This is a genomic window from Cellulomonas sp. H30R-01 (assembly GCF_010119915.1).
Classification (GTDB): Bacteria; Actinomycetota; Actinomycetes; order Actinomycetales; family Cellulomonadaceae; genus Cellulomonas; species Cellulomonas algicola.
In genome coordinates this window covers 1840149-1852369 of sequence record NZ_CP048210.1, presented here as the reverse complement: position 1 = coordinate 1852369, position 12221 = coordinate 1840149, and the positions used below count along the sequence as shown (strand labels likewise).

General features: G+C 73.9%; 12 protein-coding genes, 1 tRNA gene and 1 other RNA gene. 9 read left to right on the top strand and 5 right to left on the bottom strand.

What is annotated here, in order from left to right; translation table 11 throughout:
- Positions 1-44: 44 nt before the first annotated feature.
- A complete protein-coding gene (gene aceE, locus GXP71_RS08240) occupies positions 45-2789 on the bottom strand; it encodes a pyruvate dehydrogenase (acetyl-transferring), homodimeric type (protein ID WP_162352266.1) in 2745 nt (914 codons plus the stop codon).
- A gap of 344 nt (positions 2790-3133) precedes the next feature.
- On the opposite strand from aceE, the gene GXP71_RS08235 reads away from it, so the two are divergent.
- The 3 genes from GXP71_RS08235 (at position 3134) to GXP71_RS08225 (ending at position 4189) form a co-directional block, all read left to right on the top strand.
- Positions 3134-3556 (top strand): DUF3052 domain-containing protein, encoded by a 423-nt coding sequence (locus GXP71_RS08235; RefSeq protein WP_162352265.1) that lies wholly within the window; start codon positions 3134-3136, stop codon positions 3554-3556.
- Positions 3553-4020: a peroxiredoxin gene (locus GXP71_RS08230; RefSeq protein WP_162352264.1), complete on the top strand. Its 468-nt coding sequence runs from the start codon at positions 3553-3555 to the stop codon at positions 4018-4020. Before GXP71_RS08235 ends, GXP71_RS08230 begins: the two co-directional genes overlap by 4 nt.
- 95 nt (positions 4021-4115) lie before the next feature.
- Positions 4116-4189, top strand: a tRNA-Val gene (locus tag GXP71_RS08225).
- 9 nt (positions 4190-4198) lie between these two features.
- Here the strand turns inward: GXP71_RS08225 and GXP71_RS08220 are convergent.
- Positions 4199-4714, bottom strand: a complete 516-nt coding sequence (locus tag GXP71_RS08220) for a hypothetical protein (RefSeq protein WP_162352263.1) — start codon at positions 4712-4714, stop codon at positions 4199-4201.
- Between the two features lie 125 nt (positions 4715-4839).
- On the opposite strand from GXP71_RS08220, the gene GXP71_RS08215 reads away from it, so the two are divergent.
- The 4 genes from GXP71_RS08215 to GXP71_RS08200 are packed head-to-tail and all read left to right on the top strand — an operon-like array spanning position 4840 to position 8876.
- On the top strand, positions 4840-5691 hold the full coding sequence (locus GXP71_RS08215; RefSeq protein ID WP_162352262.1) for an MOSC domain-containing protein: 852 nt from the start codon (positions 4840-4842) through the stop codon (positions 5689-5691).
- A 37-nt stretch (positions 5692-5728) separates the two neighbouring features.
- Positions 5729-6925: a Nif3-like dinuclear metal center hexameric protein gene (locus GXP71_RS08210; protein ID WP_162352261.1), complete on the top strand. Its 1197-nt coding sequence runs from the start codon at positions 5729-5731 to the stop codon at positions 6923-6925.
- Entirely contained in the window at positions 6922-7671 is a 750-nt protein-coding gene (locus tag GXP71_RS08205) for a zinc ribbon domain-containing protein (protein ID WP_162352260.1), read from the top strand. The genes GXP71_RS08210 and GXP71_RS08205 overlap by 4 nt, the downstream gene beginning before the upstream one ends.
- The gene (locus GXP71_RS08200) at positions 7671-8876 is read left to right on the top strand and encodes a bifunctional RNase H/acid phosphatase (protein ID WP_162352259.1); all 1206 of its coding nucleotides are present in this window, start codon (positions 7671-7673) and stop codon (positions 8874-8876) included. Before GXP71_RS08205 ends, GXP71_RS08200 begins: the two co-directional genes overlap by 1 nt.
- A 34-nt stretch (positions 8877-8910) precedes the next feature.
- On the opposite strand, the gene GXP71_RS08195 is transcribed toward GXP71_RS08200, so the two are convergent.
- Both GXP71_RS08195 and GXP71_RS08190 read right to left on the bottom strand, forming a co-directional pair.
- Positions 8911-10086 carry an SLC13 family permease gene (locus tag GXP71_RS08195; RefSeq protein WP_162352258.1) on the bottom strand — a complete coding sequence of 392 codons (1176 nt, stop codon included), beginning with the start codon at positions 10084-10086 and terminating at the stop codon, positions 8911-8913.
- Entirely contained in the window at positions 10083-10859 is a 777-nt protein-coding gene (locus GXP71_RS08190; RefSeq protein WP_162352257.1) for a YaaA family protein, read from the bottom strand. Before GXP71_RS08190 ends, GXP71_RS08195 begins: the two co-directional genes overlap by 4 nt.
- Before the next feature lie 71 nt (positions 10860-10930).
- Between GXP71_RS08190 and GXP71_RS08185 the strand changes: the two genes are divergently transcribed.
- A complete protein-coding gene (locus GXP71_RS08185) occupies positions 10931-11314 on the top strand; it encodes a tautomerase family protein (protein ID WP_162352256.1) in 384 nt (127 codons plus the stop codon).
- 47 nt (positions 11315-11361) lie between these two features.
- Positions 11362-11756: RNase P RNA component class A (gene rnpB, locus GXP71_RS08180), an RNA gene on the top strand.
- Here the strand turns inward: rnpB and GXP71_RS08175 are convergent.
- On the bottom strand, positions 11750-12058 hold the full coding sequence (locus GXP71_RS08175) for a tyrosine-type recombinase/integrase (RefSeq protein WP_238402732.1): 309 nt from the start codon (positions 12056-12058) through the stop codon (positions 11750-11752). The two genes, rnpB and GXP71_RS08175, sit on opposite strands and share 7 nt — an antisense overlap.
- Positions 12059-12221 lie beyond the last annotated feature (163 nt).

Below are 12221 nucleotides of genomic sequence, written 5' to 3'. Positions count from 1 at the left end.
GGATGATCCGCCGCGGGCCCTCGTCCGTCAGGTGACGGAGACCGTCAGGAGTCGCCGCCCGTGTTGCCGGACGTGCCGGCGGTGACGTCGTGCAGGCGGTACCGCTCGATGGCCTGCGCCGGGGCGTCCGCCGCGACCGCGCCGGTGCGTGCGAGCTGCTGCAGCACCCGCACCGCGGTCGACGGGCCGTCGATCTTGAAGTGACGCCGCGCTGCGGCGCGGGTGTCGGAGAAGCCGAAGCCGTCCGCACCGAGCGTCGCGTACGTGCCGGGGATCCACGCGCGCACCTGGTCGGCGACCAGGTGGTCGTAGTCCGTCGTCGCGACGAACGGACCCTCGGCACCCTGCAGCTTCTGCGTGAGGTACGCCTGGCGAGGCTCCTCGCCCGGGTGCAGGTAGTCGTGCTGGTCCGCGGCGAGGCCGTCGCGGCGCAGCTCGTTCCAGCTCGTCACGGACCACACCGCGGCACGCACGCCGAAGTCGTCCGCGAGCAGCTTCTGCGCCTCGAGCGCCCACGGCACGGCCACGCCCGACGCGAGGATCTGGGCGCGCGGCCCGTCGCCCTCGGCCGGCGACAGCAGGTAGATGCCCTTGAGGATGCCCTCGACGTCGACGCCCTCGGGCTCGGCCGGCTGGACCATCGGCTCGTTGTAGACGGTCAGGTAGTAGATGACGTCCTTGTCGCGGCCGTCACCCTCCCCGTACATGCGCTCGATGCCGTCCTTGACGATGTGGCGCAGCTCGTACCCGTACGCCGCGTCGTAGTGCACGACGTGCGACATCGTGCCCGCGAGCAGCGGCGAGTGGCCGTCGGCGTGCTGCAGGCCCTCACCCGTCAGCGTCGTGCGACCGGCGGTCGCGCCGATGAGGAACCCGCGGGCCATCTGGTCGCCGGCCGCCCAGAACTGGTCGCCGGTCCGCTGGAACCCGAACATCGAGTAGTAGAAGTAGAACGGCACGAGCGGCTCGCCGTGCGTCGCGTACGACGTGCCGACGGCCTGGAACGCGGCCGCGGAACCGGCCTCGTTGATGCCCGTGTGCATGATCTGCCCGGACTCGGACTCCTTGTACGAGAGCATGAGCTCCCGGTCGACGGCCATGTAGTTCTGGCCGTTCGTGTTGAAGATCTTCGCGCTCGGGAAGATCGAGTCCAGGCCGAACGTGCGGGCCTCGTCCGGGATGATCGGCACCAGGCGGTGACCGAACTCCTTGTCCTTCACGAGGTCCTTGAACAGGCGCACGAGCGCCATGGTCGAGGCGACCTCCTGGTGGCCCGAGCCCTTCGCGAGACCCTCGTACACCTTCGCCTCGGGCAGCGTGACCGCCTTGTGCGTCGAGCGGCGCTCGGGCACGAACCCGCCGAGCTGGCGGCGGCGCTCCAGCATGTACTGGATGCCCTCGTCGTCGGGGCCCGGGTGGAAGTACGGCGGGACGTACGGGTTCTCGTCGATCTGCTCGTCCGTGATCGGGATGTGCAGCGAGTCGCGCAGCGTCTTGAGGTCGTCCGCCTTGAGCTTCTTCATCTGGTGCGTGGCGTTGCGCCCGGCGAAGCCCGAGCCCAGGCCGTAGCCCTTGATGGTGTGCGCCAGGATGACCGTCGGCTGGCCCGTGTGCTCGCGGGCGGCCTTGTAGGCGGCGTAGATCTTGCGGTAGTCGTGGCCGCCGCGCTTGAGCGCCCAGATCTCGTCGTCCGTCATCTTCTCGACGAGCTGCTTGGTGCGCGGGTCACGACCGAAGAAGTGCTCGCGGATGAACGCGCCGTTCTCCGCGCGGTACGTCTGGAAGTCGCCGTCGGGCGTCGTGTTCATGAGGTGCACGAGCGCGCGGTCCTTGTCGGCGTTGAGCAGGGTGTCCCACTCGCGGCCCCAGATGACCTTGATGACGTTCCAGCCGGCGCCGCGGAACTGCGCCTCGAGCTCCTGGATGATCTTGCCGTTGCCGCGGACCGGCCCGTCGAGGCGCTGCAGGTTGCAGTTCACGACGAACGTGAGGTTGTCGAGGCCCTGCTGCGCCGCGTGCTGGAGCATGCCGCGCGACTCGGGCTCGTCCATCTCGCCGTCGCCGAGGAACGCCCACACGTCCTGCTGGCTCGTGTCCTTGATGCCGCGCAGGTGCAGGTACTTGTTGGTCCACGCCTGGTAGATCGCGGACGCCGGGCCGAGGCCCATCGAGACCGTCGGGAACTCCCACAGGTCCGGTGCGAGGCGCGGGTGCGGGTACGACGGCAGGCCGCCGCCCGGGTGCGACAGCTCCTGGCGGAACCCGTCGAGCTGGTGCTCGGTCAGACGGCCCTCGAGGAACCCGCGGGCGTACACGCCGGGGGAGGCGTGACCCTGGAAGTAGACCTGGTCACCGCCGCCCGGGTGGTCCTTGCCGCGGAAGAAGTGGTTGAGGCCGACCTCGGTCAGCGTCGCCACCGACGCGTACGACGAGATGTGCCCGCCCACCGCGATGCCCGGACGCTGCGCGCGCGTCACCATGACCGCGGCGTTCCAGCGGATCCACGAGCGGTAGCGCCGCTCCATGACCTCGTCGCCGGGGAAGTACGGCTCGTCGTGCACCGCGATCGTGTTGACGTACGGCGTGTTCAGCGAGGCCGGGATGGCCACGTTCCGCTGCCGCGCGTGGCGCAGCATGCTCAGCAGCACGTAGCGGGCGCGCGGACCACCCTTGTCGTCGATGAGCCCGTCGAGCGACTCGAGCCACTCGCCGGTCTCGGCGGGGTCGATGTCGGGGACCTGGCTGAGCAGGCCGCCGATGAGCGGGCCCGTCTCGTCGATGGAAGCCACCGGTGCTCCTTCTGCCTTCTCGTCCGCACGCGCGAGCCTCGTGGCCCCGGCGCGCATCTCGGCCCGACCCTCCGAGCACGTGGGGCGCGCTGCGGCAGGTGCGGGTAGTCGGCCCATTGTCGGCCCCTGCCGGGCACAAAGTCACACCGTCCCGGCACTCGGGCCACGTGACGTCCGCGACAGTCGTAGGACGACTCGTCCGCGGAGCGGGTCCGCGCGCGCCCCGGACACGCCCGTCCGGGTCGACGGCTTGCCAGGGCCCGCCACCGTGCGGTGGGCTACGGTGTGCGGACATCAGCAGGTCGTCCCGCCGGGGGCGACGCGACGAAGGGATCGGTCGGGACGTGTCATCCAGCACGGACGACGCCGCCTCGCAGGTGGCAGCGCGTCTGGGGTTCACCGCAGGACAGGTGATCCAGGAGTTCGGGTACGACGACGACGTCGACGAGGAGCTGCGCGACGCCCTCCAGGCGGTCACCGGCAACGAGCTGGTCGACGAGGACTACGACGACGTCACCGACGGCGCTCTCATCTGGTTCCGCGACGACGACGGCGACCTCACGGACTTCCTCGTCGACGCGATGACCGTCCTCGAGGACAACAGCCCCATCTGGGTGCTCACCCCGAAGTCCGGCCGGTCGGGCCACGTGTCGCACAGCGACATCGAGGAGGCCGCCACCACGTCCGGCCTGCACGCGATGACGACGTTCGCCATCGCCGCCGACTGGTCCGCGACGCGCCTCGGCACGCGCGGCCGCGGCAAGTGACCGCGACGCCCGTCCTCGGCGAGCTCGCCCCCGACTTCACGCTCGTCGACACGCACGGCACGCCCGTGACGCTGTCGTCCCTGCGCGGGACACCCGTCGTGGTCGTCTTCATCCCGTTCGCGTTCTCCGGGACGTGCCGCGGGGAGCTGTGCGAGATCCGCGACAACATCGCCGCCTTCGACGCCGCGGGCGTGCGCGTCCTCGTCGTCTCGTGCGACTCGACCTTCACGCTGCGCGCGTGGCAGGAGCAGGAGGGCTACGGCTTCGACCTGCTCTCCGACTTCTGGCCGCACGGCGACGTCGCCCGGGCCTACGAGGTCTTCGACGAGAAGGCCGGCCGGCCGCTGCGCGGCTCCTTCCTCGTCGACGCCGAGGGCGTGCTGCGGTGGTCCGTCGTCAACCCCGCGGGCCAGGCCCGTGACCTCGCCGCCTACCGCGCGGCCATCGCCGACCTCGCCGCCTGACGCACACGTCGGTCGGCGTGCTGCGGCGCCCCTCGGGCGCAGCGTGGTGCACCGGTAGGCTGTGCGCCCGTCGCACCCGAGCACGTCGCGACGAGGGGCCTGTAGCTCAGCTGGTCAGAGCGCCGCGCTTACACCGCGGAGGTCGCCGGTTCGAAACCGGCCGGGCCCACCCGACGCGTCATCCCCACCCGCACGCCAGGTGCACGTCGTGCACGACCGCGGCCACGGGCGACCCCCACAGCGCGGCGAACCGGTCGGCGTCCTGGGGCGAGCGGAAGTAGACGGGGGTACCCCACGCGTCGTCCCACGACTCCGCCACGACGCCTGCGGGGGCAGGCGGCACGCAGATGACCGGCGTCGCCGCCGCGCCGTAGCCGAGCGACTCGGCACGTTCCTGCGCCGCGTCGAGAGCAGCCTCGTCCTGCGAGGGTGCGATCGCGAGCCAGACGACCGAGTAGGAGTCGGTGGCGGCCATCGCCTCGTCCTCGGGCAGCGCTGCCGGCCACGTCGGGGTGGCCGTCGGCGTCGGGTCCTCGGCCGGTGTGCCGGCCGCCGTCGGAGCGGCCTCCGTGGGGGCGGTGGTAGGTGCGTCCGCGTCGTCGGGAGCCGGCGTCGTGCAGCCGGCGAGCACGAGCGTGACCAGGGCGAACGTGAGCGGCGTCGTGTGGTGCCGGCGGACCGCATGACGAGGCATGCGGCGAGGATGGCGCACCTCCGCGCTCGCCGGTGTGCGCGTGCGGCGCCGGGACCCGATCGTGACGGGATCGTGACGCGGGCGCGTCCCGGTCGGACGCGAGGTGCGCTTGCTACCGTCCGCGGGTGGCCGCCCCCCGAGTCTCGTCGCTGCACGTCTTCCCCGTGAAGTCGCTGCGGGGCGTCGACGTGCCGGCGGCGGACGTGGACCCGTGGGGTGTGCGGGGTGACCGGCGGTGGATGGTCGTGACCGCTGACGGTGACGTGCTGACGGCGCGCGAGCACCCGCGGATGCTGGGGGTCCGCGCGACGCCGGACGGCGCGTCGTTGCGGCTGAGCGCGGCCGGGGCAGCCGACCTCGTCGTGGCCGAGCCCGTGGACACCCAGCCCGACGTCGCCGTCGGGCTGTCGCGCCTCGACCGGGCGACCGGGGCGGGGGCGGATGCCGACGCGTGGTTGTCCGACGTGCTCGGGCGGTCCGTGCGGCTGGTCTGGCTCGACGACCCGCGGCGGCGGTCGGTGAGCCTCCACCACGGTGGGCGCCCCGGCGATGCGCTCAACCTCTCGGACGCCGGCCCGTTGCTGGTCACCACGGAGGCGTCGATGGCGGCGCTCAACGCGTGGGTCGCCGACCGGGTGCTGGAGTCGGCGGACCCGACGGGGTCCGCGCAGGTGCCGGCGCCGCTGCCGATGGAGCGGTTCCGGCCGAACCTCGTCGTCGGCGGTGACCTGGAGCCGTTCGAGGAGGACCGCTGGGCGGGGCTGCGGGTCGGCGACGTCGAGCTGCGCTTCGCGGAGCGGTGCGACCGGTGCAGCCTCACGACGATCGACCTCGACGCGCTCGTCACGACCAAGGAGCCGATCCGGACGCTCGCGCGGCACCGTCGCGAGGACGGGCGGACGTGGTTCGGCGTGCGGATGGTGCCGGTGACCACGGGCATGGTCGCGGTGGGGGACGCGGCGACGCCGCTGTGGTGAGCCCGCCCGTCGGCGGCACGCGGGTAGCGTGCGTGGCGTGACCGCCCCGCGCCTGGCCGACGTCGTCCGCACGCTCGAGCGCCGCTACCCGCCGTCGAGCGCGGAGTCGTGGGACGCGGTGGGGCTGGTCGCCGGGGACCCGGAGCAGGAGGTCCGGCGGGTGCTGCTCGCCGTCGACCCCGTCGCGGACGTGGTGGACGAGGCCGTCGCGTGGGGCGCGGACCTGGTGATCACGCACCACCCGCTGCTGCTGCGGCCCGTGCACTCGATCGCGGCGACCACCTTCAAGGGGGCGCTGCTGCACCGGCTGGTGCGGTCGGGTGTCGCGCTCTACACCGCCCACACGAACGCCGACGCCGCGGTCGGGGGAGTCGCCGACGCGCTGGCCGACGCCCTCGGGCTGGTGGACCGGACGCCGCTGCAGGCGGCGGCGACGCAGGCGCTCGACAAGGTCGTCGTGATGGTGCCGGTCGCCGACGCGGAGGCGCTGGTCGACGCGCTCGCCGCAGCGGGGGCGGGCGCGGTCGGCCGGTACGCGCGGTGCGCCTGGACGACGACCGGCGAGGGGACGTTCACGCCGCTCGACGGTGCGTCGCCCGCGATCGGCACGGTCGGCGAGGTCGAGCGCGTCGTCGAGGCGCGTGTCGAGATGGTCGCACCGCGTCGCCTGCGGTCGGCGGTCGTCGCCGCGCTGCGGGCCGCGCACCCGTACGAGGAGCCCGCGTTCGACGTCCTCGAGCTGGCGTCGTGGCCCGGGTCCACGGGGATCGGCCGCGTCGGGCGGTTGGAGCGTCCGACGACGCTCGCGGCGTTCGCCGCCGACGTGGCCGCCGCGGTGCCTGCCACGGCGCAGGGGGTCCGGTACGCCGGGGACGCGGACGGGCGGGTCGAACGGGTCGCCGTCGTCGGCGGCTCGGGCGACTCGCTGTTCGACGCGGTCAGGGCGGCGGGCGTCGACGCGTACGTGACCGCCGACCTGCGTCACCACCCCGCCTCGGAGCTGCGCGAGCGCGCGGAGTTCGAGGCGCGCGACGGCCACGCCCCGCCGTACCTCGTCGACCTCGCGCACTTCGCGTCCGAGTGGCCGTGGCTGGCTTGTGCGGCGCGCGACCTCGAGACGGACCTGGCCGCCGCGGGCACTACGGTGGAGACCCGGGTCAGCACCCTGAGCACCGACCCCTGGACGGGCCGCGTCGCCGCGCCCGCCCCCCTCCCGCCGGAAGGACACCCGTGACGACTGCCCCCGCGGCGGACCAGCGCCGCCTGCTCGACGTCCAGGAGCTCGACACGCGCCTCGACCAGCTCGCGCACAAGCGCCGCACGCTGCCCGAGCTCGCACGGCTGCTGGAGCTCGACGCGCAGCTCGCCGACCTGCACACCGCGCTCGTCACGTCGCGCACGGCTGCCGAGGACCTGCGTCGCGAGCTCGCGAAGGCGGAGGCCGACGTCGAGCAGGTGCGCTCGCGCGCGGCACGCGACCAGGCCCGTCTCGACTCGGGGCAGGGGAGCGCGAAGGACCTCCAGGCGCTGACCAGCGAGCTCGCGTCGCTCGCGCGCCGCCAGGGCGACCTCGAGGAGGTCGAGCTCGAGGTCATGGAGCGGCTCGAGGCGCACGAGGGTGCGCTCGCCGAGGTGACGAAGGCGTACGACGCGCTCGTCGCGCAGAAGGAGTCGGTCGCGGCCGACCGCGACGCCGCGTTCCGGACGATCGACGCGGACGCCGAGCGGGTCCGGGGCGAGCGCGCGACGGCGGCCGAGGGCCTCGACGCGGGCCTCGTGACGCTCTACGAGCGGCTGCGGGGGCAGCTCGGCGGTCTGGGTGCCGCGCCGCTGCGGGGCCGTCGGTGCGAGGGCTGCCGCCTCGAGCTGAACCCGCTCGACCTCGACGCGATCCGCTCGAAGGGCGAGGACCAGGTCGTGCGCTGCGAGGAGTGCGGCCGCATCCTCGTGCGTCTGCCCGAGCCGGCCGCCGCGGTCTGATGCCCCGCCGGCTCGTCGTCGAGGCCGACGGCGGCTCGCGGGGCAACCCCGGGCCCGCCGGGTACGGCGCGGTGGTGCGGGACGCCGACACGGGGAAGGTCCTCGCGGAGCGCGCGGACTTCCTCGGGGTCGCGACGAACAACGTCGCCGAGTACTCCGGCCTCGTCGCCGGGCTGAGGGCGGCGCTCGCGATCGACCCCGCCGCGCGCCTCGAGGTGCGCATGGACTCGCAGCTCGTGATCGAGCAGATGCGCGGCACGTGGAAGATCAAGCACGCCGGGATGCGCCGTCTCGCCGACGAGGTGCACGCGCTCGTCGACCCCGCGGACGTCACGTGGACGTGGGTGCCGCGCGCCCAGAACGCCGCCGCCGACCGGCTGGCGAACCTCGCGATGGACCGTGAGAGTGGGCTGGTGACCGACGACGCCAGCACCGGCCCGCTCACCCCGCCGAGCACCGACCCGACCGGCAGCGGCACCCAGTCCGCGACGACGGGTGCGGGCGACCCCGGATCGGGCCGCGCACCGCGGCCGTCGGGCGCGGGCGTCCGGTTCGACGAGGAGAAGCCCGTCACGGTCGTGCTGGTGCGGCACGGTCAGACCGCGATGACCGTCTCGCGCGGGTACTCCGGCTCGTCCGAGCCCGGTCCGCCGCTCGACGAGCGCGGGCAGCAGCAGGCCCGTGCCGCCGCGGTGCTCGTCGACCGCATCGGTCACGACCTGTGGGGCGACATCGAGTACCCGTCGGAGATCATCGCGTCGCCCATGGTCCGCACGCAGCAGACCGCGGGCATCATCGCGGAGCGGCTGAAGCTGTCCGTCGCGACCGTCGACCTCGTCAAGGAGGCCGACTTCGGCGAGTGGCAGGGCCTCACCGCGGAGCAGATCGAGGAGCGCTGGCCCGGCGAGCTCGAGCCCTGGCACACGCGTGGTGACGTGCGCCCGCCCGGCGGCGAGTCGATCGCCGACGTCGGCGTCCGGCTGCAGCAGGTGTTCGACGACCTCATCGCGGAGGGGCGCGGCCGCACCGTCGTCGTCGTGAGCCACGCGGTCGCGATCCGCGCGGCGCTGGGCGTCGCGATGGGCGCGCAGCCGGGGTCGTGGAGCCAGCTCCGGGTGGCGCCGGCGTCGGTGAGCATCGTGCGGCTGTTCGCCGACAAGCGGCACGAGATCGCCGTCGTCGGGGTGCCGAGCGAGGGCTGGTAGGCCGGCTCGGGTCGACGCTGCGCGGCCGCCCGCGTCAGTGCGCCACGGCGAGCGCGAGGACCGCGAGCACGACGACCGGCGGGGCGAGCAGCGCACCCTGCAGCACGATCGTGCGCGCCGGCACGTCGAGCATGACCTGACGGCACCGGTGCCACCACAGCACCGTCGCGAGCGAGCCCCACGGCGTGAGGAGCGGCCCCGCGCCGGTGCCGACGAGCAGTGCCGCGAGCCGCAGCGGGTCGCCGGCGGCGGCCGGCTCGAGCGCCAGGTACGCGGGCAGGTTGTTGACGCCGTTCGACGCGAGCGCGGCGACACCGGCCAGCCGCAGCAGCTCACCGGCGCCGTCCCCGTCGCCCGCGAGGTCGTGCAGCAGCGCGCCGAGCCCGTGCGCGTGCGCGGTCTCGACCGCGACGAACAGCCCGAGCACGACGACGAGCGTGCGCCACGGGACGAGCTGCGACGGCGGCACGGGCCAGGGACGGTGTCGCACGCGGGTCGCGACGAGCAGGACAACGGCGGCGCCGGTCGCGAGCGGGGCGGGCGGCAGACCGGCGACGAAGCCGACGGCCATCAGGCCTGTGACCGCCGCGGCGAGCAGCAGCAGCGTCCGGTCGGGGGCAGGTGACGGGTCCTGCGGCTCGTAGGTGCCGCCGAGGTGCCGGCGGTCCCGCACGGCCAGGATCGCCACCGTCACGACGATCGCGACGAGTGCCGGCGCCCACATGAGCGGCAGGAACGACGCGCCTGCCCGCCGGATGGCGTGGTCGGCGAGCAGGTTGGTGAGGTTCGAGACGGGCAGCACGAGCGACGCCGTGTTCGCGAGCGCGAGCACCGCGAGCGCGAACGGCAGGGGAGAGGTGCGCGTGTGCCGGGCGAGCGCGATGACGACGGGGGTCAGGAGCACCGCGGTCGTGTCGAGCGACAGGACCGCGGTCGACAGCGTCGCGAGCACCACGACGAGCAGCCACAGCACGACCCGTCGGCCCCGCGCCGCCCGGGCGGCGAGCCCCGCGGCCGCGTCGAACAGCCCCGCACCGGCGCTGGTCTCCGCGACGACCGTCAGGGCCGCCAGGAACAGCAGGATCGGCAGCGTGCGCTCGGCGAGCGTGCGCGCGTCGTCGGCGGGCAGCATCCCGGTCGCCGGCAGCAGGACCACGACGACGGCGGCGACCGCCCACCACGGGAAGCCCCGGCGGGCCGGACCGCTCACGCGACGACGAGCGACAGCGTGCGCGCACCGCGCGCGGGCGGACCGAGCTCGACGGTGAGCAGCACGTCACCGACGAGCTCGGACGCGGCCGCGGCGAGACCGTCCGCGTCCCGCGGCGGGCGCGCGCGTCGGGTCAGCAGGTGACGCGTCAGCACACCCCGCGTGTGCTTCGCATGGTGCGAGACCACGGACCGCACGCCGTCGACCTCGCGCAGCACGCGCACCGCGACCCAGTCCGCGGAGCGCGGAGGGTGCCACGCGGCCAGGTACGCGGCCGAGCGGCAGTCGACGACGAGCTCGCCGTCCGCGCGCGCGTCCAGCTCCGCGCCGAGCGGCCCGCGCCAGGCCGACGCGAGCGGCCCGATGCCGGGCAGGTCCGTGCCCATCGACAGCCGGTACGCCGGGATCGGGTCCTCGGGCGTGACCGCACCCCAGAGCCCGGACACGACGCGCACCGACTCGTGCGCACGTCGGCGGGCCGCCGGCGTCAGGGTGTCGAGCCCCGCGGCGCCGTACAGGACACCGGTGTAGACCCGTCGGGCCGGAGCCGTCGGCGCGTCGCGAAGCCTGGTGTTGCGCGCGACCTCGTCCGCGAGGCTCGCACCCACGCCCAGCACCGCCGCCGCTTCCGGGCGCGCGCTGACCTCGACGAGCGCGTCGAGCACCTTCTCCCGGACGGGCGTCAGGCCGGGCGACGAGAGGGCGTCCAGGTCGAGCGCCGGCCCCCGGGGAGGCGACGTCTTGCCCTCCGAGGGCGGCAGCAGCACGAGCACGCCCTGACTGTAGGCTCCGCGAGCCGGGGCGGCCGCATCAGCGGCACGCGTGTGCCGCAGGGGGAGGGGCGATGGCGCAGGTCAAGGTCTACGGGCGGCGCGACGTGTGGTCCACGCGACGTCGCGAGGTGTCCGACGCGATCCACGGCGTGCTCGTCGGCGCGTGGGGCCTCCCCGCGGACAAGCGGTTCCACCGCTTCCTGCTGCTCGACCCCGAGGACCTCGTCGCACCCCGGTCCGACGCCTACCTCGTCGTCGAGATCGTCTGCTTCACCGGCCGCAGCCTCGCCGCACGCCGCGCCCTCGTCGCCGCCTTCTTCGACTCGGTCGCGCCCGCCCTCGCCCTCGACCCCGACGACCTCGAGGTCGTCATCGTCGAGAGCCCGCCCGAGAACTGGGGCATCCGCGGCGGCAGCGGTGACGAGCTCGTCCTGCCGTACCGCGTCGACGTCTGACCCGCTGCTCCGGCCGCATGACCAGCGGGTAGACTCGTCGGCGCGGATGAGTCAGTCAGGCGACCGCGTCAGGCCCTCGGGCCTGCCGAGGAACGTCCGGGCTCCGCAGGGCAGGGTGGTGGGTAACGCCCACCCGGGGTGACCCGCGGGACAGTGCCACAGAGAACAGACCGCCGGCACCGCGTCGTGGAGACACGCACGCGGGCGCCGGTCAGGGTGAAACGGTGGTGTAAGAGACCACCAGCGCACCGGGTGACCGGTGCGGCTCGGTAAACCCCACCCGGAGCAAGGTCAGACAGGGAGCGTTCGAGGGCGGCCCGCCCGAGCTCCCGGGTAGACCGCTGGAGGCGTGCGGCAACGTACGTCGTAGAGGGATGGTCGCCACCCGTGCCGGGGCAACCGGGCACGGGGACAGAACCCGGCGTATCGACTGACTCATCCGCCTTTAGGCTGCTGACCTGCGGTAACGCTTCGCGACTGCTGCGCCAGTCCGGCCACAGTCCGAACGCCGTTTCGTCCCATGGCCTCGTCGACCGCTTCGCGCGTCCGGTCGTCAGAATCCGGCCACAGGTGCGAGTAGGTGTCTAGCGTCTCGACGGCCGAGGCGTGGCCGAGCCGGTCCTGCACGGTCTTGACCGACTCGCCGTGACGGATGAGCAAGCTCGCGTAGTAGTGCCGCAGGGAGTGGAACGTCTCGCCGTGCACGTCGCTCGCCTCGGCGGCGTCCAGCCAGATCTTCCACAGGCTCGTGCGTCGGACGGGAGCGCCGGTCGCGTTCGTGAAGATCAGTCCGTTGCGGCCAGTCGGCGGGAACTCGGCCAGGTGTGCCGCGAGCGCGTCGAGCGCGGCCGTCGCGCGCGAGGTTCATCCGTCGTTCGGGGTGTGGGCAGGCATGCGGTACGGCGCG

Coding starts and splice junctions, on each gene's coding strand:
- GXP71_RS08220 (WP_162352263.1), bottom strand. CDS start 4,714: ATGCCTCGTCATGCGGTCCGCCGGCACCACACGACGCCGCTCACGTTC.
- GXP71_RS08200 (WP_162352259.1), top strand. CDS start 7,671: ATGCCCCGCCGGCTCGTCGTCGAGGCCGACGGCGGCTCGCGGGGCAAC.
- GXP71_RS08185 (WP_162352256.1), top strand. CDS start 10,931: ATGGCGCAGGTCAAGGTCTACGGGCGGCGCGACGTGTGGTCCACGCGA.